The 24,650-nt window shown below is 49.0% G+C and carries 20 protein-coding genes and 1 pseudogene; 10 read left to right on the forward strand and 11 right to left on the reverse strand.

What is annotated here, in order from left to right; translation table 11 throughout:
- Positions 1–7 precede the first annotated feature (7 nt).
- Positions 8–811, forward strand: a complete 804-nt coding sequence (locus tag L6468_RS11125; RefSeq protein ID WP_091817008.1) for a DUF3822 family protein — start codon at positions 8–10, stop codon at positions 809–811.
- Positions 812–871: 60 nt separating this feature from the next.
- Positions 872–1,423, forward strand: coding sequence for a 16S rRNA (guanine(966)-N(2))-methyltransferase RsmD (gene rsmD / locus L6468_RS11130; RefSeq protein WP_091854545.1), 552 nt, complete (start codon positions 872–874; stop codon positions 1,421–1,423).
- On the opposite strand, the gene cls is transcribed toward rsmD, so the two are convergent.
- Genes cls through L6468_RS11160 form a run of 6 tightly spaced genes read right to left on the reverse strand, consistent with a single transcriptional unit; the run spans position 1,395 to position 9,590 of the window.
- Positions 1,395–2,813: a cardiolipin synthase gene (gene cls, locus L6468_RS11135; RefSeq protein WP_091817002.1), complete on the reverse strand. Its 1,419-nt coding sequence runs from the start codon at positions 2,811–2,813 to the stop codon at positions 1,395–1,397. The two genes, rsmD and cls, sit on opposite strands and share 29 nt — an antisense overlap.
- 54 nt (positions 2,814–2,867) lie before the next feature.
- Positions 2,868–3,443, reverse strand: coding sequence for a 7-carboxy-7-deazaguanine synthase QueE (locus tag L6468_RS11140; protein ID WP_237793288.1), 576 nt, complete (start codon positions 3,441–3,443; stop codon positions 2,868–2,870).
- Positions 3,444–3,472: 29 nt separating this feature from the next.
- The gene (locus L6468_RS11145) at positions 3,473–3,808 is read right to left on the reverse strand and encodes a 6-pyruvoyl trahydropterin synthase family protein (protein ID WP_091816996.1); all 336 of its coding nucleotides are present in this window, start codon (positions 3,806–3,808) and stop codon (positions 3,473–3,475) included.
- Positions 3,809–3,816: 8 nt separating this feature from the next.
- Positions 3,817–5,778 carry a DNA primase gene (dnaG, locus tag L6468_RS11150; RefSeq protein WP_237793289.1) on the reverse strand — a complete coding sequence of 654 codons (1,962 nt, stop codon included), beginning with the start codon at positions 5,776–5,778 and terminating at the stop codon, positions 3,817–3,819.
- A gap of 6 nt (positions 5,779–5,784) precedes the next feature.
- The gene (locus L6468_RS11155; RefSeq protein ID WP_237793290.1) at positions 5,785–7,884 is read right to left on the reverse strand and encodes a tetratricopeptide repeat-containing sensor histidine kinase; all 2,100 of its coding nucleotides are present in this window, start codon (positions 7,882–7,884) and stop codon (positions 5,785–5,787) included.
- A gap of 11 nt (positions 7,885–7,895) precedes the next feature.
- Entirely contained in the window at positions 7,896–9,590 is a 1,695-nt protein-coding gene (locus tag L6468_RS11160; protein WP_237793291.1) for a GDSL-type esterase/lipase family protein, read from the reverse strand.
- Positions 9,591–9,711: 121 nt separating this feature from the next.
- On the opposite strand from L6468_RS11160, the gene L6468_RS11165 reads away from it, so the two are divergent.
- Positions 9,712–10,857 carry an SGNH/GDSL hydrolase family protein gene (locus L6468_RS11165; protein WP_237793292.1) on the forward strand — a complete coding sequence of 382 codons (1,146 nt, stop codon included), beginning with the start codon at positions 9,712–9,714 and terminating at the stop codon, positions 10,855–10,857.
- Between the two features lie 102 nt (positions 10,858–10,959).
- Here the strand turns inward: L6468_RS11165 and L6468_RS14715 are convergent.
- Positions 10,960–11,049: pseudogene (locus L6468_RS14715) on the reverse strand (KilA-N domain-containing protein); the annotation flags it as partial.
- Between the two features lie 388 nt (positions 11,050–11,437).
- On the opposite strand from L6468_RS14715, the gene L6468_RS11170 reads away from it, so the two are divergent.
- Together L6468_RS11170 and L6468_RS11175 are read left to right on the forward strand one after the other, a co-directional pair.
- Positions 11,438–11,641: an MBL fold metallo-hydrolase RNA specificity domain-containing protein gene (locus L6468_RS11170; protein ID WP_237796676.1), complete on the forward strand. Its 204-nt coding sequence runs from the start codon at positions 11,438–11,440 to the stop codon at positions 11,639–11,641.
- A 664-nt stretch (positions 11,642–12,305) separates the two neighbouring features.
- Entirely contained in the window at positions 12,306–13,109 is an 804-nt protein-coding gene (locus tag L6468_RS11175; protein ID WP_091854559.1) for a type IV toxin-antitoxin system AbiEi family antitoxin domain-containing protein, read from the forward strand.
- A 133-nt stretch (positions 13,110–13,242) separates the two neighbouring features.
- Here L6468_RS11175 and L6468_RS11180 read toward each other — a convergent pair whose 3' ends face one another.
- From L6468_RS11180 to L6468_RS11195, 4 genes are all read right to left on the reverse strand, one after another.
- On the reverse strand, positions 13,243–13,605 hold the full coding sequence (locus tag L6468_RS11180) for a hypothetical protein (protein WP_237793293.1): 363 nt from the start codon (positions 13,603–13,605) through the stop codon (positions 13,243–13,245).
- A gap of 381 nt (positions 13,606–13,986) precedes the next feature.
- On the reverse strand, positions 13,987–15,066 hold the full coding sequence (locus tag L6468_RS11185) for a WG repeat-containing protein (protein ID WP_237793294.1): 1,080 nt from the start codon (positions 15,064–15,066) through the stop codon (positions 13,987–13,989).
- 20 nt (positions 15,067–15,086) lie between these two features.
- A complete protein-coding gene (locus tag L6468_RS11190) occupies positions 15,087–16,196 on the reverse strand; it encodes an HNH endonuclease family protein (protein WP_237793295.1) in 1,110 nt (369 codons plus the stop codon).
- The gene (locus tag L6468_RS11195) at positions 16,189–17,208 is read right to left on the reverse strand and encodes an adenine-specific methyltransferase EcoRI family protein (protein WP_091816979.1); all 1,020 of its coding nucleotides are present in this window, start codon (positions 17,206–17,208) and stop codon (positions 16,189–16,191) included. The genes L6468_RS11190 and L6468_RS11195 overlap by 8 nt, the downstream gene beginning before the upstream one ends.
- Before the next feature lie 685 nt (positions 17,209–17,893).
- Here L6468_RS11195 and L6468_RS11200 point away from each other — a divergent pair.
- The 5 genes from L6468_RS11200 to L6468_RS11220 all read left to right on the forward strand — a co-directional run bounded on the left by L6468_RS11200 (position 17,894) and on the right by L6468_RS11220 (position 24,649).
- The gene (locus L6468_RS11200) at positions 17,894–18,517 is read left to right on the forward strand and encodes an HU family DNA-binding protein (protein WP_237793296.1); all 624 of its coding nucleotides are present in this window, start codon (positions 17,894–17,896) and stop codon (positions 18,515–18,517) included.
- Positions 18,518–18,883: 366 nt separating this feature from the next.
- Complete coding sequence (locus L6468_RS11205; protein WP_237793297.1) at positions 18,884–20,347, forward strand: hypothetical protein; 1,464 nt, start codon at positions 18,884–18,886, stop codon at positions 20,345–20,347.
- 62 nt (positions 20,348–20,409) lie between these two features.
- The gene (locus L6468_RS11210; protein ID WP_237793298.1) at positions 20,410–22,581 is read left to right on the forward strand and encodes a YfjI family protein; all 2,172 of its coding nucleotides are present in this window, start codon (positions 20,410–20,412) and stop codon (positions 22,579–22,581) included.
- 165 nt (positions 22,582–22,746) lie between these two features.
- A complete protein-coding gene (locus L6468_RS11215; protein ID WP_036909744.1) occupies positions 22,747–23,619 on the forward strand; it encodes an electron transfer flavoprotein subunit beta/FixA family protein in 873 nt (290 codons plus the stop codon).
- A gap of 7 nt (positions 23,620–23,626) precedes the next feature.
- Complete coding sequence (locus L6468_RS11220; RefSeq protein WP_237793299.1) at positions 23,627–24,649, forward strand: electron transfer flavoprotein subunit alpha/FixB family protein; 1,023 nt, start codon at positions 23,627–23,629, stop codon at positions 24,647–24,649.
- Position 24,650: the final 1 nt, after the last annotated feature.

Here is a 24,650-nt window from a genome sequence, read left to right on the forward strand (position 1 = left end):
AAAACAGATGCCAGAAATCAGTAACACAAAGCAACGGCTCACCATCCGCATAGGACGGGGCACCTTGTCGTTTTCACAACCCACGGACGACGGAACGGATGTGATGTTTGAACCATACGTGGTGAAAAGCGGCATATCTATGGCTGCCAACCTGCGCGAGGCTTTCAAGACCAGCGAACTGCTGATGAATCCGCCCAAGCGTGTCAGGGTGGTGCTTGACGCTGATGTGCTGATGGTTCCCGTGGAGAGCTTCCACGAAGAACAGGCAGAGACGCTCTATTTCCATGCTTTCCCCAGCAAGGAGCCCCTGGCTGTATACTATAACGTGCTGCCAGACCTGAACAGCGTGGCTGTCTATGCGATGAACAAGGACCTGCGACTGGTTATCGACGACCATTTCCAGGATGTCAACATGATCATTGCGCTCTCTACCGTATGGCGTCACCTGCATCAGCGCAGCTTTACCGGCACGCGCAGCAAACTCTATGGTTACTTCCACGAGAAGCGACTGGAGATATTCAGTTTCCAGCAGAACAGGTTCAAGTTCTGCAACTCGTTTGATGCATCACGCGCCCACGACTCACTCTACTTCCTGCTCTACGTATGGAAGCAGTTGCAACTGGAGCCTGAGCACGACGAACTGCATATTGTGGGCGATATCCCCGAACAGGAATGGCTGCTCAAGGAACTGAAGAAATTCCTGCAGAATGCCTACGTGATTAATCCTGCGGCCGACTTCAACCGTCATCCCGTGACAACAATCAAGTCGATGCCCTACGACCTCCAGACGCTGTTTATCAAGGGAAGATGAGGGATGATGGCTGAGGGCTGAGGGATGATGGCTGATGTAAGATGGAAGATGTAAGATAGCATGAGAATTATTACTGGAAAATATAAAGGAAGACATTTCGAGATTCCTCGCTCATTCAAGGCGAGGCCTACAACGGATTTTGCCAAGGAGAATATCTTTAACGTGCTGACACAGTATATTGACTTCGAGGAAGCCACAGCACTGGACCTGTTCTCTGGCACAGGCAGCATCTCCCTGGAACTCATGTCGCGTGGTTGCCAGCAGGTGGTCAGCGTCGAGATGGACCGCGACCATCATCGCTTCATCTGCGAGTGCATCAAGAAACTGGGCGACAAGAGTTGTATACCCCTGCGTGCCGATGTCTTTAAATTCCTGAAAGCCTGTCACCAGCAATATGATTTTATCTTTGCCGACCCTCCCTATGCGCTGAAGGAGATTCCGCAGATACCCGACCTGGTTTTTGAAAAGGGACTGTTGAAAGAGGATGGCATGTTTGTACTGGAGCACGGCAAAGACCATGACTTCAGTCAGCATCCGCATTTCATAGAACACAGAAGTTATGGCAGCGTGAATTTCTCGTTGTTTAGAGCAGAGGCGACAGCAGACGCATAACCGACTCGCCTAAGCGCACCAGGAACTTTGGATGGAGGCGTTTAGGCAGGGCGGACAGTGGTGTGGACTGACGGGCATCACGCAGGAAAATATCCTTCATCTGTAATGCCACAGCCTCGTCGTACACAAACGTATTAGCTTCAAAATTATTCAGGAACGAACGGAAATCGATGTTCGTAGAGCCGCATGTCGTGGTATGGTCATCACATACCAGCGTCTTGGCATGCAGAAAACGCGGTTCGTAGAGAAGTATCTGGATACCAGCCTCTTGCGCCTCACGCAGATAGGACCTGCTACCCCACTCTACAAACCAGCCATCGGTCTTGCGCGGCACCATCACCCTGACATCAACACCCGATGCCACGGCCGTCTTCAGCGCAAAGAAGATGGTCTCCGTAGGCAGGAAATAGGGCGACTGGATATAGATATAGCGCTTGGCCGACAGGATGATGCGCAGATAGCCCTGCATAATCTCGGGATAAGGTGCCAGGGGCGCCGACGTGACGGTCTGGAGGAGCGCGCCGTGAGCATCTTCCGCCGACTTGGGATAATAGCGCTTGTCACTCAACTGCGTGCGGTCCACGAAATACCAGTCGATGAGGAAGGCACGCTGCAGGGAGTAGACACCACTACCCTCGATGCGCATCATCGTGTCGCGCCATCCTCGCTGATGACGGCCCTTCACATAGCGCAAGGCGAAATTCATGCCACCGATATAGCCTACCCTGCCATCGACGATGAAAATCTTACGATGGTTGCGGTAGTTCATCTTACGTGCAAACGTGGGGAAACGTACGGGCATGAAGGCTTCCACCTCGACTCCCTCGATACGCATCCGCTCAAAGAAACGGTTGTCCACGCTCCAGCATCCCACGGCATCATAGAGCACACGCACCTCCACGCCCTCGCGAGCCTTGGCTATCAGGGCATCAGAGATGAGTCGTCCCAGGGCATCGTCCTCAAAGATATAGACATCAATATGGATATGGTCCCGCGCAGAGGCGATGTCACGCAGCAGCGACGGGAAGAAATCATAGCCATCCGTCAGGATCTCCACCTTATTATTATTAAAGGGAAGGGAGAAACTCTGATTGATGAACAGGTCGATAACCGGACGACTGAGTTCCGGCAACTGGAGATCGCCCTGTTCGATGAAGCCCGACATGGAACGGCGGGTGAGCTGATCCATGGAACGCTGGCTGACCATGCGTTCACGACGGGTGTTAACGCCCAGAAACAGATAGGCGATGATACCCACCACAGGCACGAAGAAAATCACCATACCCCATGCCATCGTCTTCGAAGGCTGACGATTATCCAGGACTACATGAATAATCGTTGCTACCACGATAATCTGATAGATGAGGAGTATGATGCTGTGCCAGGACATAGGGGTTGAGTTTTGAGGTTTGAGATTGGAGGTTGGAGATTGGAGGTTGGAGATTTATTCTATGTCAATGAGCTTATGGGTCTGCAACGACAGGCGCCACTTGGGATGCTGCTTGATATATTCTACGCAGGCCTGCGTAATAGCCTTATTGCGCTCAGGGTCGCCCGTGTCGCAGGGTTGCAGGTAATAATAATCCGCTTCGAGCTCAAAGTCCGACACATGTTCGGCATCCGTAAAGACCACCTTCACCTCGCTACAACGCTGGTGAACGGGCTTCTGCTTGGGTGATACCGTGAGCCAGTCGAGATTCTGGGGAGCAGGGCGCGTGCCGTTGCTCTCCATCGCCACCTCATAGCCATGCTGATGCAGGAAGTCCACGAAGGCCTCATCGACCTGCAACGTGGGTTCGCCGCCAGTCAGGACAATCAGAGGTTTGATGGCTGATGGCTGAGGGCTGAGGGCCTCAACCTCTGCCATAATCTCCTCGTTGCTCATCTCGCGATAGGACTCAAACTCCGTATCGCAAAACGAGCAGCGCAGGTTGCAACCAGCAAAGCGGATGAAGACAGCAGCACGCCCCGTGTTGCGTCCCTCACCCTGCAAAGAATAGAAAATATTATTTACCCTCATGCGGTAGCAAATTTTTCACTATTCACTTTTCACTCATCCTTTTCATACGCCGCGAGGTTGCCCTCGCTCTCCTGTACCTCAGCACGGTAGCAGGTAGGAATCTGCTCTACACACCAGCGGGCGATATTCTCTGCCGTGGGGTTGAAAGGCAGCACATCGTTCAGATTCTGATGGTCCAACGTTCCCTTGATCTTACGTTTGATCTCGGTAAAGTCGACCACCATACCATTCTGGTTTAACTCCTTGGCACGGCAGTAAAGGGTGATAATCCAGTTGTGACCGTGCAAGTTTGAACACTTACTCTCATAGTCCAGCACCAAGTGATGGCTGGCTGATACTTCTAATTTTTTCTGAATGTAATACATAATTCGTTTTAGACAACGAGATCGGTGCCCAGGCGCTTGGCCAGTTCATCACGAAGCTCTTTGGTTTCCTTATGTTCCTTTAATAATTTCATCATTTGTTCAACATCAGAGCCCACCTGTAGCAACTGACGCTGAATCTCTTTTAATCTATTCTCTACAATGTTGAGACGGAAGTCCATCACAAGATGGATGACGCGCTGACGCAAGGCCCCCTCACGAGGTTCCAATACGAAGCGTCCGCCCAACTGATGACGGTCGATGGCCAGGCGGGTGGCCAGTTGACTGACCTGCACATCGGCGTGATTACAAAAATATGACTCGGCCTTGAAACCGGGCTTCTCACTCTGCTCTACGGCCTCCTCCAGAATCTGGTTGTGGATGGGAAGAGCAAAAGAGAGTCCGTCCTGCGACAGGTCGAAGTGGACATACTGTGCCACATTGAGCGAGATGGTTCCACCTTCCTCTGTCTCCACATCCTCGAAGATGATTTCCTCACCATGACGCACGATCTCGCGAACAAGCATCTGCTCGACCTCAGAAGCCTGCTCTGTGGGCGAGTGAAGCGCCAGCAGGTCGTCCTCGTTCATCTGCGGCTGTGGTATTTCCTGCTCATTCTGAGGCTCGCGCCCTTGCTGTCGTGCGCTGTCTTTTCCTTTATCCTCCAGGTTCTTTTGGATGTATTTATTCATCTCTGCCACCAGCGTCTGCTCCTTCATATTGATGCGATGAGCAAAATCGCTGAGGTAGGTGGAGCGCAGAATCTGGTCTGGAATCACGGAGATACTCTTCACGATACCACCGATAGCCTCGGAGCGTTTCACGGGGTCTGTGACGTTCTCTACCGTGAGTCGGCTCTTGAAGGTAATGAAGTCGGTCTGGTTCTCCTCGATATAGCGCTTCAGGTCCTCCGTAGAGTGCTCGCGGGCAAACGAGTCGGGGTCGTCGCCATCGGGCAACAGCAGCACCTTGATGTTCATCCCCTCCTCCAGGAGCATGTCCGTGCCTCGCATGGCAGCATGTATACCAGCCTCATCACCATCATACAGCAAGGTGATATTACTGGTGAAGCGGTGAAGCATGTGTATCTGGTAGGTTGACAGCGCCGTACCACTATTGGCCACCACGTTCTCGATGCCGGCCTGATGCATGGCGATGACGTCGGTATAGCCCTCCACCATGAACACGCGGTCTTCCTTCACAATAGCCTTCTTGGCCTGATAGATGCCATAGAGCTCACGTTCCTTGTGATAGATGTCCGAGTCGGGCGAGTTGACATATTTCTGTGCCACACCCTTCGTCCTGCTGTCCAGCACACGGCCACCAAAGGCCACCACCTTGCCGCTGACATTGAACCAGGGGAAAATGGCACGACCGGCATAGCGGTCATATACTCCCTTCTCGCCCTCAATGCACAGACCAGTCTTTACCAGGAACTCTGGCTTATAGCCCTTGGCTTTGGAAGCCAGCGCCAAAGCGTCACGTTTCTGAGGCGCATAGCCCAACTGGAATTTCTCTATGATATCATCGCGTATGCCACGACTGCGGAAATACTGTTTGCCGATGGCGATGCCATCAGGGTCGTTCTTGAGGATATCATGGAACCAATCCTTAGCCCACTCATTGACAATAAACATCGACTCGCGCTCGCTCTGTGCCTCGCGCTCCTCGTCGGTCATCTCCTTTTCGACAATCTCGATGTTGTATTTCTTAGCCAACCAGCGCAGCGCCTCAGGATAGGTAATCTGCTCATGTTCCATGAGGAAGTTGGCAGGCGTACCACCCTTTCCGCATACGAAGCAGTGGCAGATATTCTTCGACGGCGACACCATGAACGACGGGTTACGGTCGTCGTGGAACGGACACAAGCCCTTATAGTTCACGCCACTCTTCTTGAGTGTCACGAACTCTCCCACCACATCTACGATGCGGGCAGCATCGATAATCTTGTCAACCGTCGCTCTATCAATCATCTTTTCTTATTTCTTTGGTAAGGTGAACACGAAACGTGCACCTGCTGTATAACTTGTATCGAGCACCACATCGCCACCCAGTCGGCGGGCGATACTGCGGGCCACGGTAAGACCGATGCCGGCGCCATCGTAGTATTCATTCAACTGTACAAACTCATCAAAGATATGTTCGGCTTCTTCTGCAGGGATACCGATACCCGTATCCTCCACAGCAAACTGCACGAAATGCTTGTCGGCCGACTGTGACACGAGGAGACGGATGGTGCCCTGACGCAGGTCCTCGCCCGACGGCTGCATGAACTTACGGGCATTACCTATCAGGAAGTAGATCGTGCGGACAGCCTGTTTCAGGTTGGTCTGCAGCATCAGGTCTGTCACGTCGTCATCGATATGGCATTCAAAGTCTGTCATCTCGAAACTGCGGACGCCCGACTGCTCAATAGCATCCTCGGCAATCTTCGCAGGTGTCACCTCGTCCTCGCGCTCTATAATCTTCTCGCTGTTAGCCTCACTCAGCTCCAGCATCTTATTAACCAGGTTGACGATACGGCCCGTGCTCTCGGCAATACGATGGTTGATGCTGCGACGCACATCGGGATCCAACGGGTCGTTCTTGGCAGTCAGAATCTGCGAGAAGCCCGACAGCACATTCAGCGGCGTGCGTATCTCGTGGGATATCTGATGGATAAAGTCGGTCTTCATCTTCAGAGAGACCTCAGCACGCTCGCGCGCCACCTTCAGTTCGTTATTACGCTGAGCCAGTTCGCAGTTCTTCTTCTTCAGGCGGCGTGCTGCATAGTAGATAATCAGCATGATAATCAGCAGCGTCACGGCAGCCAGCGTGGTGATGATGGTGATAAACTTACTGCGCTGAAGCACAGAATGGATTTCCATCTCCTCAAGACGTGTCTCGTGCTCGGCATTGGCCGTCTCCAGTTCATCCACCTTGAACATCGTACGGAGCTCGTTCAACTGCGTACGTGTGTTGGCCTGATTCAGCGAGTCGCTCAGGGCTAAGGTACGGGCATACATCATTGCGGCTTCCTTATAGCGGCCTGCACGCATCAAGATATCTGCGCGCTGCTTATGTACAGGAATCAGGGTGGGCTTATCGTCGATGACGCTACACATCCTGATACGCTCCGCATTCAGATCGAGGGCCTCATCATAGCGACCCTGCAACATACGCAACTTGGCACGATAGAACAGCAGGAACAAGTATTCGTAGCTTTTCTTGCCGGGCAGGTTCTTCTCTACCTCGTCCAGATATTTCTCTCCCTCTTCCAACTTACCCTTTCCCAGTTTAGCCTGAGCACAAGCAATGAAATAGTTGGCAAAAAGGATTTCCCTATCACGTTCATCCCCCTTTGCGAACCTGTTTTCTATCACCTGCCACCACTGGTGGGTCACGCTGTCCAGTTTCTCATAACGCTTCAGCGACTCCAGAGCATCACAATAGTAGGGATACATCTCCAGCAGCACCTCAGGGTCTATCTTCTGCATCAGGGGGATACTCTTCTCGAAAGCATCGGCCGACTCCTCAATATGGCTCATGCTGTAATAGACATTTCCCATATTGAAATAGGCCATCGACTCACCATATTCAGAACCCACGCGATGGGCCTCCTCGTACATCAGTTTCACTTCGCGAAGCGCCTGGTTGTACTGTCCGGTGAAATGATAGGCGCCCACCAGCATGTGCCAAGCCTGCATCTTCTTACGCACCATGCCGTGCTTCTCGCAGAATGTCATCATATCGCGCGAGAGGTGGAAGATGGAGTCATAGATTGCCACATTGAAATAATCGAGGATGCGATCCACACGCGCCTCGGCTTCGCTGGCAGCATTACCCTGACGACGGGCTTCTGCCTGCCATTCGTCAAGGCATCGCAACTGGAGCTTGAAGTCGCCAACCAAGAGGCTCTGGTTATAGATTTCCTCCATGGTATTCAACTTCTTCTCACCTTTCTGATGAGACATCACCTGGCGCAGGGAGTCCATTGTATGTTGCGGAGTGACTGCCGCTGAAAGGCTGGCGCCCCACAGCATCGTCACAAGCACGAGAGCCGTTTTCTGTATTTTATACCAGTTTATGGATAATACCATTTGTTTCAAAGTTATTTCTTGAGATACTTAGCCAACTCAGACTTGTTGGCCTTCAAACCTTTTGCAAAAGACTGCGCATTCATCTGTGCGCCCAGTTTTGACGTGTGGGTGTGGTCCTTCTTGAAATAGACAGCACCTGCCTTCTCCTTAATTTGAGCCACCTCAGTCTTTGCCTTCTCCTTATCGGCAGAGAGGCGCTTCTTGGCAAACTTCTTATCCAGGAAGTCGGCGCTGATGTTGTGCAGGTCCACAAACTCCACACCTGTCTCCTTCACCACCTCACGGTACCATTTGCCATACGAGCCGTCACGGCGCTCAATCTTGCCGCCAGGCCACTCGTTGCGCGGTGTCAGACTCACGAGGATGGGTGTAGCACCCTTCTCACGACAGTCGTCAATCATCTTCTTCAGATACCAGCCGAAGCTATAGACCACCTCGTAGGTACCGTTGTCCAGACGATAGACGTGCAGCGTGTCCTTCGACTCGGCAATCACGCCACGGGCCTTCGCATCCGTAATGGGACAGATATCGTTATGGCCAAACTGAATGGTCACGAAGTCGCCGGGCTGCAGGGCGTTATAGACGGCGTCCCACAGGCCTTCGCGGATGAACGAGCGCGTGGAACGGCCGGCACGGGCCGCATTCACCAACTGTATCTTGTTCTCGTCAAAGACGGTAGAAGCCTGCGAGGCCCAGCCCCACATGCCGTCGTCGTCCTTGTCGGCATTCTTCACAGTCGAGTCGCCCGTAAAAAAGACCACAGGCTTTCCGCTGAGGCGATCCACATTCCAGATGGTCTTCTGGGGAATCTGCATGAATTTCATGAGTGCCTTCAACTTCGGATCGCGACTATTCACAATACCCATATAGGCGCTATAGGCGTTGAGCTCAGCACCGAACTTTGACGTATGGATCTTGTCGCCCAGGAAGTGATAGTCCACCTTCCAGCGGCTGAACGAGTCGAGCTTCCTGCCACTAATCTCGTTGAGGTCGATGAAGGGCACGCCCTCCACGGCAGCGATATAGGCCGCCCACTCCGTCTGGGGCTTGCGCACAATCTTGCCCGTCTTCTCGTCGTAGGCATTGCGGGGCGTCAGCGACATCAGGATGGGGCTTGCCCCCTTCGCACGAATCTCACGGATATACTTGCGCAGGTAGGTGCCGTACGAATAGACGGTATCCTGCTTCTGCGTGCGCTGGTTGAAACCTATATAACAGGTATCAGGATCTACGCCGGGAATCACGGCACGGGCACGCTTCTGGTCAAAAAACTCACCATTGTCGTTATGACCTATCGACACGATGACCCAGTCGCCTGGCTTCAAGGCCTGACGTATAGCAGGCCACAGATCTGTATAGAATGTGCGGGTACTCATGCCGCCCAGGGCCTGATTTTCCACCGCAATCTTGTCTGCATCAAAATATTTGGGGAAGAAATAGCCCCAGCCCCACTGGCCGTTGTTGCCATTTCCCAAAGTGCCATTACGCATCGTGGAGTTTCCAACAAGAAACATCACGGGCTGCGAGCCCTTACGCGTAGAGCCCGGCTTTGGTCTCGACATCAATGCCTTGGCAATTGAGTCGGGCGTGTTATCCACAACCTTGTTCACATCCTCGATGGGATCTGGCAGGTTGTCGAAGGCCTGTGCCCACGCTCCAAGCGACAAGCCAGACATCATCACAATAGTAAGTAGTCGATTCATCATATTGCTATTTTGACAATTTCTTCGTTTTTCAGGGTGCAAAGTTACGAAAAAAGACTGATTTCTCCATATTTTTTCGTACTTTTGCACCGAAGATTACAATTCTTTAAGAAGAATGACTGATATGGGTTTATTAAAATGGGTGGCCTGCTGGGGCAACGCCACCTCGATTACCGACCGTCGCGAGGCCGTGTATGCCAAGAATCTTACGTTGCGTTATCCCGTACGCATGCCGTTTACCGGTAGCGCCTTGCGTTTCCGCTTCTCCAATCTTACAGGCACCGAACCTGTAACCCTCACGAAGGTGTTTGTGGGTCACACACCCATTACCTTTGGTGGTGCTACCAGCGTTACGCTGCAGCCTGGAAAGGAGACCGAGAGCGATGCCATCAGCTATGCCGTAAACCGTGGCGATACCATCGATGTAAGCATGTATCTGGCCGATTACACCCAGATGAACAGCGGCACGCTCATTACCGGTCCGCTGTCGAAGGGCTTCTATGCCTATGGCGATTTTGCCGAGGCCGACGAGCTGCCCCTCGACCTTACCCGCCACACCAACTGGTTCTACTTCCTCAATACCATCGATGTGCTCACATCGCCCGATAACCACGCCATAGTGTGCTATGGCGATTCAATTACCGCCCAGTCGTGGCCCGATTACCTGGCCCAGCTGGCCTTTGGCACCAACGTGGCCATTATCCGTCGCGCCGTCAGTGGCACGCGCATACTGCGCCAGTACGATTGCATTACCTATCAGGCTTACGGTTTGAAGGGTGCCACCCGATTCCCCATTGAGATGCGTGTGGCCGGTGCTACCGATGTCATCATCCAGCACGGCATCAATGATATCATCCACCCTGTTGGCCAGGATGTTAACCCCTTCCGCCCCTGGAGCGACCTGCCCACCGTGCAGGAGATGCAGCGCGGCGTAGAGGATATCTACGTACGTCCCGCCAAGGCCATGGGGCTTAAGGTGTGGAGCGGTACGCTGCTGCCCATCTACGGCTGGCGTACCTATAACGACAAACGCGACGCTATGCGACAGGAGTTTAACGAGTGGTTGCGCACCTCACCCATCTTTGATGGCTGCATCGATTTTGATGCTGCCGTGCGCAGCACCACCAATCCCAAGGCCTTTGCCGATGGCTTCGACAGCGGCGACCACCTGCACCCCAGCGAGCGCGCCTACGAGGCTATGGCCCAGGCCGCAGCCCACAAGCTGATACGCCACATACCCTCGCATTACGACCACGAGGAGCTGTATTAATTCAGATGTTGCAAAGACATCAGGAACAAGACACCTGCCTGTCCCTGATGTCCTGTTGAGTTCAAACTCTACTGACACCCAATTAGCGAATTTGAAAGCGATATCACGCTGAGCATAGGTTCCTCCTCCTGCGCCATTCTTAGTAAGGATTCCTATTGCAGATGTTAGTTCTACCCATCTTGTAGGACTCATCGTAAACGAGTTACTGCCTGCCTCAGCCAAAAGGGGGTCGAATTCGACCCCCTTAAAATTGGGGTTATGAAGTTTCTCCCACAACCCAGGTATTCCAAGGTGTTCTTCTGACGCATCCAGTTCTTAACAACATCCTTTGGTTCTGCTACATTCTTCTGACGGGCTATGTCAGTAATGCAGATATAATCTATTCCGTCTTTAGCCACAGAGGACATCAGGGACAGACGAGTGTCTTGCTCCTGAATCATTACCTTATGGGTAAGGAAGATTTGAGATGACAGGTATCTGTCATTTCTACTTTGCTTGTGTCACACCTGTCCCTGCGTCATATTAATTCAGATGTTGCAAAGACATCAGGAATAAGACACTTGCCTGTCCCTGATGTCCTATTTTAGATGGAGTAAAACACGGCTTCCATACAAGTGGACATGCTGATGTTGAAACACTTTACGAAGTCTGCAAGGCAGTCAGACCTTCTATTGGAGTTATTCCCATACATAAGGATACAGGAATGCAATATGCATCAGATAACTACAGAGTGTTTAACGAAGGGAAGTTCAAATTAGATGAAATAGATATTGAGGTGCATTGATAATGCAAATTTAATGACGGTGAACTTTTGAAATGAATTTACCAAGAGACATATCTAAACGCAAAATCTTTTGGAAGATTATTACAAATATATGCCAAGGTTAAAATAGAATAACCAATTTATGGTTAAATAATTTACGTTTTTCTATATTATTGCTTTAGTTTGAGAAAACATTTTAGATATATTGGTTTCGTTTACTGCACTTTTTTATATAATGAGGGGTAAACCAAACCTATTTTCCCACGCAGAATCTACTTTCCCACGCAGAATCTACTTTCCGACGCAGAAGTTACTATCTGCAAATGTAAGTGGCTGATAATTAGTATAAATGCCTTTGTTTTGGGGTATCTAAAGTAATTCCGAGGGACGGTGGAGGGACGCAAAATAGGCAAAAATCTGCAAATATGACTTTAGTTTAGGTTATAGATATTTAATATGGGTATAAACTAAACCAAAGGGTTGCGCTATCAAACAGAATAATTGGCTTCTCTTTCTTTTGGACGGCTATCATATCTCATATTTAGAGTTATATGCGTATATTTTGCTTCCAAATTCGATAAAAATGCGAATTTGGAGATAAAATTCTATAAAATAGAGTGATTTTAGGCAAAAACAGTACAAAGCTAATAAGATTTTTATTATATTTGCACCAAAATTACTCAGTATGACATTACAAAAGTGGATTGAAGATAGAGCTATTCATGGTTTTCCTACGTTTTCTGTTGAGGATGTAAGGGCTGCTGACTTGTGCTCTTCAGAACAGATTCTTCAAAATGAACTTTCCAGACTTAGTTCAAACAAGACTATAGCCAGTGTATATAGAGGGTATTACGTTATTATTCCCACTCAATATGTGTTGCGTGGATCTGTGCCAGCAACCTATTATATTGATCAGTTAATGTCGTACTTGCAAAAGCCTTACTATGTATGTATGCTTAGTGCAGCAGAGCTACTTGGCGCTGCTCATCAACGTCCCCAGCAATTCTCTGTAATGACGACTTTTCCTAAGCGTCGAGTCGTCTCTACTCGTAATGTAACCATTGATTGGTATTATCGGGATGGACTGCCAGAGGAAGCACTGATTACAAAGAATACAGAGACGGGAACTATCCGCATATCCAATCCTCTTCTAACCGCCGCTGACTTAGTGCAGTATCAGCAACATGTAGGCGGATTGTCACGAGTCGCCACCATACTTGAAGAACTTTCAGAGCAGATTGACATTAATAAGCAGTTTACGCCACTTGCAACTTATGTAAAAAAGGTTGTATGGCAACGACTTGGCTATATACTTGAAAATGTCGTTGGGGAAAAGAACTTGGCAGATGACTTGTATGAACAGCTTCGTACATCATCGGGGTATTTCAAATATCAACCTTTGAGTACATCGGCAGAAGATAATCCATCATCCAGAGATAGTCGATGGAAGATAAACATTAACGTAGAAATAGAAACAGACGATATATGATAAACAGAACAGCAATACAACAGTGGAGCGAGCCTACGAGGCTATGGCCCAGGCCGCAGCCCACAAGCTGATACGCCACATACCCTCGCATTACGACCACGAGGAGCAGTATTAATTCTGGAGTGTGTCACTATCATCCGTATGGGTGACGCTCCTCGTAGTCTATGTCATCGATAAGGTCTTTCAACTTGTGTTGCAACTTCTCAACGAGGTCTGGCTCCTGCAACTTTTTAAGGATGGCCTGTTTGTTGCCAAACCCGATGACGGTCTCTGCCCCATACGGCGAAGGATGGTTCACTGCTGCCAGTTCCAGGTAACGCTCGTCATCGTGCCCTAATCCTACCGCCGTCACCTTCATGATGACGTGCGACAGTCCGATATGTCTCTCCGTCACGTTCTCCCGTTCATACACCACGTCGAAGTACCCCATGTCAGGCACCTTCTCCTCCACCTGCTTCTGCAGGCAGGCTACCATCTTCTCCAATAGTTCTTTCATACGCTTCCTTTTTTGTAATAACTCCTTGGTTTCCCTTTTTATTATATAAAGAGTCTTACAAACAGCCATTTCTGTCACCCAAATTAGCCTACTCATGCCATTTTTTTGACGATTTTCTTGTCTGTTTTTACTTTTTTATTAATTTTACCCCCGATTATATCCAATAATAACGAACTAACCTATGCAGACAATGATAAGAACTAGTGAGGGTTGACGGGAGGGGACTGGTACTGACATTTCTACTTTGCTTGTGTCAATACCTGTCCCTGCGTCATATACAAAATTCTCAAATTTACCAAAAGAAAAAGTAATATAAGAATCAAATAGAGCAAAAAAAAGACGAAGCTTATAGCCTCATCTTTTAGTTGCAATCTCTATTCTCTATCTATATACTATTTGATAACGACCACCTTGCCCATTACAAAAATGACACTTTCCTGTTCCCCGACAACTTATGCAGGGATCTCCTCTATAATTTGTTTTATTACCAACACATGTCTGACAAACACCAGGATTATGACCACAAACAGAGCAAGGAACCCAATCTTGTACAGGAACAGGATCACGATGATGCTCTACTACCACCGTCGTTGTTTTATTTCCCGAGTTGTTGTTACTTGAACTACTACTGGAGGAAGAAGAAGAACTTGACAAAGATGACAAAGTAGAAGATTTAGACTGATGAATATATCTATAAGATGTGTAATCATATTTCGAGCTTTGTTTACTAATAGTTAAAGCAGGACCATCATGCCAATCATCATAATCACCATATACAATCTTATCAGAATACACCAAGATACTCTCACAACTCTTAGAAAATAGCTCATTCCCATCTAAATCAAAAATTGTTCCCCATCCATCTTTAAATGCTTTTATGTAAAATTGTCCACTCTTCGAATTATCATAAGGATCTGAATGAACTTTCACTTCACATACATTACACCCACTAAGATTGCGATGTTCTGGATAGATAGCAGGAAGTATCTCTTTTCCTTGCAAATCGCAAATGCCATATAATGGGCCATTTTTGCAAACCAAAATGTAGCCAAAATGATTCTTTTCTTCTACATTTATTCCGTATGCAATATAATGACTATCTGTAGAAATAATATTTTTACCATCTTTAGAATAGAATCCGACAAAATCACCATTATAAACTGTAAATACAGGATCTGTTCTATAACCAAAGTGTTTCGAATAATTCGTACCATATGTAATATTAGAATACTTAATGGGTACTATGGTATTCCCTTCAATATCTGTTGCGCCATATAAGTTTCCCTTTCTCTGCTTAAACCATATATAACCGTCACTGCCCACTTGTCGTTCTTTAGATGTCTTATTAGCAGATTTTATAGTAGTCGTTTTCTTGACAGGAGTCCTTTTCTTTATCTGTGCACTCCCCTTAATACCGAACATTCCCAATACTAGCACCATCAATAATAATATCTTTTTCATAATTGTATTAATTCAAGCTTCTAATTCTTATTGTTCTTCCTACTATTACAAGCCCTGCACAGCAGCTGGGCATTTGAGAGTTCCGTCCTGCCGCCGAGGCTCCAAGGACGTTTATGGTCTACTGTCAGTTCTTCCGCACGGAAGTGCTGGTGACAGTCTTCACACACATAGAGGCCGTTCTCGTCTGGAGTCTTTTCGGAGAGCAAACGAAGTTTGTCATCTTGTGTAAAGAGACGCTTGGGGTCCACACGGCAGTTGCCGACAATACCGAGAATCATTGCTTCAATGTCTGCGTCTCTAGTTTTGGATAGGCTATAGCCTTCAGTCTTCATAAAGTCATTTACCTCTTTCCAGATGGCATCCTTGTGCTGAAGCCAAATGGCGCGGTCTTTCAGGTACTTGACGGAGAACTTGAACTTCAGGACGGGAGAGATTTTCGATTTTTCGTTGAAAATATCACGGATGAAACTGATATATGGCTTTATCTTCTTTACTTCATCGTTGAAACTTTCGTCCTTGTGCAGTTTAACATATTCGTCTAATTCATCTTTTTTAGGAAAAAGACTATTATGGCGCACATAGAAAATGTACTCCAAGAGATGGTATTTGTTATCTCCACGGTCAATAGAGGCAGTAGGTAATACCTTCCTGACATCGGCATTGGTGCGGAAATAGTCACCAAGACCTTCTAAGTATTCACCATGATAAAGACCATTGAGTACTTCGTAGCGCGATAGAGGAACGCCAAGTGTATTGATGCGCTTGAAAATTTCACGTTTCTTTTCCTCACTGCCCTTACATATTATTATTGTAAGGTCTGTCTCATCTACAACATGTTGCAAGTCGCTATCATAAGCATATTCCTTCCAAGTCTTGTCATTATACTTAATATCGCCCTGCTTAAACTTCGTGATTGCCTCTATGCGTTGCTTACCATCGAGCACTTCAAGGATTCCATCTTCGCGTTCCCATAGATAGAAGGCGGGCAAAGGAATTCCGTGATAGATGCTATCAATAACTAAAGCCTGCTTGGCTGTATCATACACAATGGCTCGTTGCAACTCGATGTCGCTGATAATCTTGCCACTGGCCACTTTCTCATACAGTTCTTTTACTGTCATTCTATTCATCCTCCTTTCTGTGTTTGATGACTATTCTGTCCCAAAGACATTTATAATGTTTATTGCCTTCTGCCAAATAAAAACGCATACCGCCTTTTGAATAAACTGCATCAGGTTCTACGCAATCTTTCATGGGCTTTCCTAATTGACGGCTCGAACCCATGATTTCAAACTGCTTAGGGTTATATTTCTGCATGAAAGTAATGGGAACGCCCATCTCTCCGTCGTAATCGTAGGGAATCTCTGCTACAGTAGGCACCTCGATTGCATCATAATTCACATAGCGGGGATAGCGCTCAGGATTCTCTTCGTAGGAACAGCTCATGACTATTTGTTTCTCATTCTCGTCTACTTGCAGGTTGGTGTACCACATAGAACTGCGAGGCGTGTTATGCTGCTTAGGAAGCACACTACCATCTGGACGACGGAAACCGCTCAGATGATAATGATAGCCCACACGTATATTGCCATTCTGAAAATGACGAATGATACTCTTCTCTGTTGGAGCTGTCTGTGGGCCAATCACCAAAAACTGTTTCTTATTCTTCACGAGTATGTCGATAAACTCATCAAACTGGCTGAATGGCGGATTGGTGATGATAACGTCGTAGTGACTATAGTCTATATCTTGAAAGCGCACTCCTTCACCAGTCTTTGGATTGTAACCACTCACGCTGATAGAACGGAATCCCCATTCTTCAGCCTGATTAAGCAGATACTCCACAAATTGGCATTTCACCATGTCGAGGCGTTTCTCAATCTTGGCATTTGTCTGAGCGACATCAATGTTCTTGATTGTACCTTCCTGAGAGAACAAATCACGTCCCAAAACATAGCCCTCTTCCTTAAAGACTATTTCTTCATTGTAGCTCTCATCCCAGTCGCATGGGCAAAGAATCCGCTTGCCACGTAATTGCGGCAGATAATGACGCACCTCAGCGGCAATGTCATCGTAGAGGGTGTAATACTCGTCATCACGTCTATTCTTACTACCTTGTAATCTTTCCGTTCGCTTTATCATTAGTAGCACGTTCCTTTAAGTTCAAACAAATGGGGAATATCAAGAAGAAACGTGCAGTCAGGCTAATCACCCCATGTCGATAAAGACACAAAGAACGTGGACAATCTTCCTCGTCCACGTCCTTGGGTGTTTGGCCTAACCCGTAAAAGATAGACAAGTCAGACGTCCACGTATCAAGTGGACATCTGCTCTCTATTCTATCTTTTACGTCTATCTGCGGCCAAACTTCAAGGACGTTCTTTCGAATAAATAGCAAATGTTGCTAATTTCCCTCAAAAATCATTTCGGCTGATACCTATGTATCGCCTAGTATCATGTATCATAACATGATACCGTTGCAAAGATAGTAAATAATCGTCAAACAAGGGCAGTTTATATAAGAATTTTGTAGAAAATAATGCATAATTTTCAAAAAGCATTATATTTGCATCGGGAAACTAGAAGATTTTCGGACTAGTCTGTCAGAAACAAAAAAAACACTTCAGCATCCCTTAGATTTGCAATCTGGTCACTTTCTTTCAAAAGCACCATACACCTTTTTGAGATTTTTGAACCCCCACATTATACACCTTTTTGAGATTTTTGCCGTTGCAGATTATATGCTTTTTCGAGAAATTATTTTGAAGAAAACTTGTTTTTCACCATAAAAATGAGTACCTTTGTAGTCACAAAAAAAAGATTGTTTATGCCAAGGAAAAATAGTGGAATGTGGTATGAGGTTCACCCAACGCCAGTGAAGGGCGAGGACGGGAAGAACCTGGTATATGTGCGTCCGAAGAGCGGACAGAAACTGACGATGAAGGAACTGGAAGAGAAGTGCGAGGACTACAATGCATTACGATATGGCGAGCTGAGCCGTGCCTTCGATGCTTTCATCCGTGTGGCAGGTCGCTTTCTGGCTGAGGGCTACCGCATTGAGACACCCATAGGCTCGTTTGCCCCAAAATTGTCGCTGACCAAACAGGTGACAGACGCCAGTGAGGTGAAAGACCGTGACGTCAGACTGGAAGGCGTGGAGTATAACCCCGGCAAGCTGTGGGACAGGGAAATACAGAAGTGGATGGACGGATTCCGTCGATGGCAGAATGCAGATACACAGGAGATTCTGGCCGACAAAGAGAAGTTGGAACAGGTGATGCGAGACTGCATACAGCGACATCACGGCTACATTACCGCCAGCATCTTCTCACGTGCTTCAGGACTGACGCTCTATTCTGCCCGCAAGCAACTGAACGAGTGGACCAAGGGCGACAATCCTAAACTGCTGATGACACCTCGTGGCAAGGAGCATATCTATACTGAGATATGATGGCAGAGGGCTTTAGGAGCATCACACAAAAATTCTGCGATTCAAATCGGGTATAGGCGCACAGTCATTTGACTACAGGCGCACAGTCGTTTGGGTATAGGCAAATGATAGAAAGCAGACGTTTCTCTCCCTCCTACCCTACGGTTTATCCCTTGCAAGAACTAATCCTACCCCTTGTTACAACTAATACAAATCAGCGAAAGCGGTTACGGTTACAGCTGTAACCATGTAACCGCAGAGGACAAAAGCAATCTAAAATACATTGTAACATACTATTATATAACATCTTACAAACAATCATCAACAACCAGAACAACAAAATGGTTACATGGTTACAGTTGTAACCGTAACCGATGAAGACAAGATATGACTACAGAAGAAATCAAGAAAATCGTTGACGACGAACAAGCAGAACAACTGACCACCCTCATATGCCGCCATTGGGAAGTGGCCACGCAAAGACTCAGCACACTGGCCCAGGAAATAACAGACGGGATGGACACCTGCATAGAGGCAGAGATCTATGCAGCCCTGGTGCGCATGCAACGTGCGACGACAGCACTGCTGGAACTGAACGCGACACCCTCAGCGCTACTCGTTTCTGAGTATCTGGAGCGCATTGAGAAAACCGTATCGAACGCCAGCTTACGTCAGTCGGTGATAACGCTGGAGCAACAACTGTCGGGCGCAGAACCGGCTAAAGAACAAGAGTCACCGTTCTTCGACGTAGTGACCATGATGCTGACACAACCCATGACATTGCCCACAGAACAGCAGAAGGCCGCCCGACAGCAGTTTTCACCCACACAGCATATCGTCAGCGCACTTGCCCAGCACATGAAGCCAGATGAACTGCTGACGATGCTACAAATTGTCCAGACCACCGACATAGACAGCGAGATACAGAAAATGGATAAAACCACCAATCTTGTTCAGGACATGCGTCAGGTCATGGAAACACTCGACAGCAGGATGAGCGAAAGTCTGCAGATGATGTTGCTGGAACTGTTTATACTGCAGATACTGCCAAGTATGACGGTCAGCATGATTCAGCAACGCCGTACCGACAGCAAGGCTATGGCCCATCTATTTAATAAGGTACTCATGCGGGTACGCGAAAGCAACACATGGTGGAACTATTGGAAAGAGCATCGCGAGACACTCCGCGTGGTCAGCGACAGCAGTTCGTGGTGCGATATCATGACAGCCCAGCGCACCAAGGAGCGTGCAGCATTGGGACAGGTGCCCGGCGGACTGTTTGCCAAATGGACCACAGACCGCGAGGCCTTTGAAGAAGCCTTTCTGGATACCCATCTCGACGACGACACCCTGCGCCACTTCATTTTCCATCTGGCCACCCTGTCGGAGATTGCCAGAGAGCTGGATCCCACCAGTAAGTTTGGCGACGAGCAACTGGTGATGGACGACCTGCAGCGCGTAGGCGACGCCGTGATGGAGGCAGCCCGTCAACTGGATAATCTGGTAGATAAAGCCTGGTATCCCCATTATGAGGCGATGTGGCAGGAACTGATTCAAGACGAAAACATCTTTGCCCACCTGAAAGTGACACGCAAAAGTCCTCACAACAACCTGTTTACTGCACGTTTCTTCTGTCACCTGGTGGGAGAAATGAAAAAAAGTGCAGTCTTCGGCACCCATTCCGATGGTGATTTGGCCGAAAAACTGACTGAGAAGCCCTCTGTGGGCACGTTCAGAAAGAATATTCAGGAAGGTATGGGCGGAGAAGCACAGGATATACAAAATATTTTCAACGCTATCTACCAGAAATACAACCGGTTAGCACATCCCATGAAACAATTGCACTCTTAGGGAAAACATCCCACTTTTAAGGTGCAAAACCCCTTGTGACCTTTGCCGCCGCTATGATACAAATGGCATCATCATTTAGCGGCAAGCCTCGCAAGGCGAGCATGGCTGCTTATCGTCAACTGCTGGCGAAGAATCACGTGGAGGAAATCCTTCAGGACGTGAAGCAGAACAACCGTTTGGATCGCAAGAAGGAACTGCCCGTATGGCTTCCCCTTGCACAGAGTTTTAACAATGGTACGCGCAAGGCTGAAGATGCAGTGCCCTCAGGACTCTTCTACCTCGACATCGACGAGAAGGGACTGACGGAGCAACTCTGGCAGAAGGTGCAGGACGAGAACCTCATTGAGGAATATCGTATCGTCTATTTCGCCGAGAGTGCAGGCGGCGGCACCCACATCTGGGCTTGGCGTACCCCAGGCGCCACCATCGAGGAGGATATCCAGAAGCTGGCCTCCCGACTGGGTGTCAGCTACGACTCGCACGTCACCGACCTGGCCCGCTGTTGCTTCATGGCCAGCGAGAAGTATGTAAAGTTGCTGGATCCAATAGTGTTTGAGGAACAGCCTTCGTCCCCTAAGTTAGGGGACAACAGGGGTCTGAACGAGGAATCACCTCTTACAGAAAAGAACGAAAACGGCTCTGAAACTTGTTCAGCCCCCCAACCCCCTAACTTAGGGGGCTCGAACTACAAGGGCATCCCTTACGAGAACATCGTGCAGGCCCTGCTCTGGAAACTGGGGTATGGCGATGCACCTGCTGAGGGCGAGCGCAACATGGCGCTCTACACCATGAGTCGCTACATGCGCTTCATCTGTGACTTCGACGAGCAGAAGTTGTTCACTATCCTACCCCATTGGGGCTTGTCGGACCATGAGGTGCAGTCGACCATCAAGAGTGCCGTAGGCAGCACCCGTCCTGCAGGCATCCCATCAATGATGAACGAGGTGCTCTCGTCGCTTGGAGCAGCCACCGAAGCAGGTTCGGCAGAGAGTGAAGAATCAACTGTAGCTCCTGTCGACAACGAGTTACCTGGCATCCTTCAGGACCTCAGCGACCATGCCCCAGAGGAGTTTCGCGAGGCCACGCTGATGGCAGCAATGCCTATGTTGGGCACACTGGCCACAGGCATCCGCGCCAAGTATCGCGACGGGAAACTGAACTCACCCAGCTTCATTGTGGATATCGAAGCCCCTCAGGCCACAGGTAAGTCGTTTGTTGACGCAGAGTTTGAGTTGCTGATGGACCCTATCATCAAGCAGGACGAGGTGGAATGGCAGAAGGAGATTGAGTACTCGCTGGCCAAGAAAAACGGCGAGGAGGTAGAGAACCCCTGTGCCCAGATTCGCATCATCGAGCCCAACATCGGTGTGTCGGCCTTTCTGGAACGAGCTCTCTATGCCAAGGGCAAACATCTGTTTACCTATGCCCCTGAGATTGAGACGGTGCTGAAGAACAACAAGGGCGGCGCGTGGACAGAGAAGAACGACCTGTTCCGTCTGGCCTACGACAACAAGCCCTGGGGTCAGCATCGCATATCGAAGGACTCATTCTCTGGCAAGGTCACCCTCTATTACAATATGGTGATGTGCGGAACGCCCAATAAGTGCCGTGCATTCTTCGCTGATGCCGAGAGTGGACTGGTGAGCCGAGTGACGCCTGTGTTGCTGCCCGATATGGTAGGCGCACGTATGCCTCATTTCAAGCCGTGGAGTCAGGAGGATGAGGAGAAGGTGAAGCGCCAGTGCCTCTGCTTGATGGACGAGGAAGGCGAGATAGAACTGCCTCTCATCAACAAGGCCATCGAGGCGTGGGATGAAGAGAAGCGACAGGAGTACCTGCAGACATTGCGCTATTCACTCGACGTCTTGCGTCGTCGTGCTGCCCTCAATGGTTTCCGTGCCGGCATCATCGCCTACCTGCTGGAAGGTCGCCAGGAAACGGAGCGCGCCATCAGGTTCGCCGTATGGTATGCCGAACGATGTCTGCACTACCAGTTGCAACTCTATGGCAACAAGATTGATGCCCTCCACGACAATGCGGTGAGCCCCCAGGCTTCAAAAGGAAATATCCGCTATCTGGATGTACTGCCCAAAGAGTTTACGAAGGAAGACTTGGTGAACCTCCGCCTAGCCAATAACGAGTCGCCTGTGGTGAAGACCATCATCTGTCGCTGGGTAAAAGAAGGTCTCGTGGTGAAGACCAATGCCAATCTCTGGCAGAAAATTCAGGTGTAAGTATTTCAGAAAGGATACAATCCTTGCACAAAACGGCCAAATTGTGCACATACCGACGGTTTTTGTGCATAATATTTGGCTGTGTGCGTAAAAAATAGTACCTTTGCGGTCGATTTTGAAAAAAATCACCCGTTTTAAAACGAAAATACATTATTTATTTATATTATGGCTTTGAAAATTGTTGTGCTGGCCAAGCAAGTGCCAGACACCCGTAACGTGGGTAAGGACGCAATGACTGCCGAAGGCACCGTAAACCGTGCAGCCCTGCCCGCCATCTTCAATCCAGAAGATTTGAATGCCCTGGAGCAGGCCCTTCGCCTGAAGGAGCAGAACCCAGGCTCAACAGTAGGAATCCTCACGATGGGTCCTCCACGTGCAGGTGAGATTATCCGTCAGGGACTTTATCGTGGCGCTGATACTGGTTGGTTGCTGACCGACCGTCTCTTCGCCGGTGCTGATACCCTCGCTACTTCTTACGCATTGGCTACAGCCATCAAGAAGATTGGCGATGTTGACATCGTGATTGGTGGTCGTCAGGCTATCGACGGTGATACCGCTCAGGTAGGTCCTCAGGTGGCTCAGAAGCTGGGTCTCAACCAGGTGACTTATGCTGAGGAGGTTCTTTCAGTGAAGGATGGTAAGGCTACCATCAAGCGTGTGATCGACGGTGGTGTGGAGACTGTAGAGGCTCCTCTGCCAGTTGTGATTACCGTGAACGGAAGTGCCGCTCCCTGTCGTCCCCAGAACGCTAAGCTGGTGATGAAGTACAAGCGCGCTACCTGTCCTATGGAGCGTCCAGCCGAGGGTACTGCCTACGACTATCTGTACGACGAGCGCCCTGAGCTCACACTCAACCAGTGGAGCGTGGCCGATGTTGACGGCGATGTGAACCAGTGCGGTCTGAATGGCTCACCCACCAAGGTGAAGGCCATCAAGAACATCGTGTTCCAGGCTAAGGAGTCGAAGACTTTGACGGCTTCTGATGCTGATATCGAGGGAATGATCAAAGAATTGTTGGATGAGAAGATTATTGGTTAATTGAGATATGAACAACGTATTTGTATATTGCGAAATTGAAGGTACTCAGGTACAGGAAGTATCTCAGGAGCTGCTGACCAAGGGTCGTAAGCTCGCCAATGAACTCAAGGTTGAGCTCCACGCCATTGTTGCCGGTACTGGCATCAAGGGCAAGGTTGAGGATCAGATTCTGCCTTACGGTGTCGATAAGCTGTTTGTTTTCGATGCTAAGGACCTGTTCCCCTACACCTCAGCTCCCCACACTGATATTCTGGTGAACCTCTTCAAGGAGGAGCAGCCACAGATCTGCCTGATGGGTGCTACCGTGATTGGCCGTGACCTCGGTCCACGTGTATCATCATCCCTGACCTCTGGTCTGACTGCCGACTGCACAGAGCTGGAGATTGGTCCCTTCGAGGATAAGAAGAACAACAAGACATACGAGAACCTGCTTTATCAGATTCGTCCTGCCTTCGGTGGTAACATCGTTGCTACCATCGTGAACCCCGACCACCGTCCACAGATGGCTACTGTACGCTCAGGCGTGATGCAGAAGGCCCTGTACGATGGCGAGTGCCGCAAGGAGGTTGTTTATCCTGAGGTAAGCAAGTATGTGAGCCCCGAGGCTTTCGTCGTAAAGGTTCTGGATCACCACGTAGAGGCTGCCAAGCACAACCTGAAGGGTGCGCCTATCGTTGTAGCCGGTGGTTACGGTATGGGCTGCAAGGAGAACTTCGACCAGCTGTTCGAGTTGGCCAAGGTGCTGCATGGTGAGGTTGGTGGTTCTCGTGCCGCTGTTGATGCTGGCTGGCTGGATCACGACCGTCAGATTGGTCAGACTGGTGTTACCGTTCACCCCAAGGTGTACATCGCCTGTGGTATCTCTGGACAGATTCAGCACATCGCTGGTATGCAGGATTCTGGTATCATCATCAGCATCAACTCAGATCCCGATGCTCCTATCAACAAGATTGCCGACTACGTGATCGTTGGTACCGTTGAAGAGGTAGTTCCCAAACTCATTAAATACTATAAGCAAAATTCGAAGTAAT

The sequence above is a fragment of the Prevotella communis genome, assembly GCF_022024115.1.
GTDB lineage: Bacteria > Bacteroidota > Bacteroidia > Bacteroidales > Bacteroidaceae > Prevotella > Prevotella communis.

What these genes read in the sequence shown, in the direction of transcription:
- L6468_RS11125 (WP_091817008.1), top strand. Translation starts at nt 8, where the DNA reads ATGCCAGAAATCAGTAACACAAAGCAACGGCTCACCATCCGCATAGGA.
- rsmD (WP_091854545.1), top strand. Translation starts at nt 872, where the DNA reads ATGAGAATTATTACTGGAAAATATAAAGGAAGACATTTCGAGATTCCT.
- cls (WP_091817002.1), bottom strand. Translation starts at nt 2,813, where the DNA reads ATGTCCTGGCACAGCATCATACTCCTCATCTATCAGATTATCGTGGTA.
- L6468_RS11140 (WP_237793288.1), bottom strand. Translation starts at nt 3,443, where the DNA reads ATGAGGGTAAATAATATTTTCTATTCTTTGCAGGGTGAGGGACGCAAC.
- L6468_RS11145 (WP_091816996.1), bottom strand. Translation starts at nt 3,808, where the DNA reads ATGTATTACATTCAGAAAAAATTAGAAGTATCAGCCAGCCATCACTTG.
- dnaG (WP_237793289.1), bottom strand. Translation starts at nt 5,778, where the DNA reads ATGATTGATAGAGCGACGGTTGACAAGATTATCGATGCTGCCCGCATC.
- L6468_RS11155 (WP_237793290.1), bottom strand. Translation starts at nt 7,884, where the DNA reads ATGGTATTATCCATAAACTGGTATAAAATACAGAAAACGGCTCTCGTG.
- L6468_RS11160 (WP_237793291.1), bottom strand. Translation starts at nt 9,590, where the DNA reads ATGATGAATCGACTACTTACTATTGTGATGATGTCTGGCTTGTCGCTT.
- L6468_RS11165 (WP_237793292.1), top strand. Translation starts at nt 9,712, where the DNA reads ATGGGTTTATTAAAATGGGTGGCCTGCTGGGGCAACGCCACCTCGATT.
- L6468_RS11175 (WP_091854559.1), top strand. Translation starts at nt 12,306, where the DNA reads ATGACATTACAAAAGTGGATTGAAGATAGAGCTATTCATGGTTTTCCT.
- L6468_RS11180 (WP_237793293.1), bottom strand. Translation starts at nt 13,605, where the DNA reads ATGAAAGAACTATTGGAGAAGATGGTAGCCTGCCTGCAGAAGCAGGTG.
- L6468_RS11185 (WP_237793294.1), bottom strand. Translation starts at nt 15,066, where the DNA reads ATGAAAAAGATATTATTATTGATGGTGCTAGTATTGGGAATGTTCGGT.
- L6468_RS11190 (WP_237793295.1), bottom strand. Translation starts at nt 16,196, where the DNA reads ATGAATAGAATGACAGTAAAAGAACTGTATGAGAAAGTGGCCAGTGGC.
- L6468_RS11195 (WP_091816979.1), bottom strand. Translation starts at nt 17,208, where the DNA reads ATGATAAAGCGAACGGAAAGATTACAAGGTAGTAAGAATAGACGTGAT.
- L6468_RS11200 (WP_237793296.1), top strand. Translation starts at nt 17,894, where the DNA reads ATGCCAAGGAAAAATAGTGGAATGTGGTATGAGGTTCACCCAACGCCA.
- L6468_RS11205 (WP_237793297.1), top strand. Translation starts at nt 18,884, where the DNA reads ATGACTACAGAAGAAATCAAGAAAATCGTTGACGACGAACAAGCAGAA.
- L6468_RS11210 (WP_237793298.1), top strand. Translation starts at nt 20,410, where the DNA reads ATGGCATCATCATTTAGCGGCAAGCCTCGCAAGGCGAGCATGGCTGCT.
- L6468_RS11215 (WP_036909744.1), top strand. Translation starts at nt 22,747, where the DNA reads ATGGCTTTGAAAATTGTTGTGCTGGCCAAGCAAGTGCCAGACACCCGT.
- L6468_RS11220 (WP_237793299.1), top strand. Translation starts at nt 23,627, where the DNA reads ATGAACAACGTATTTGTATATTGCGAAATTGAAGGTACTCAGGTACAG.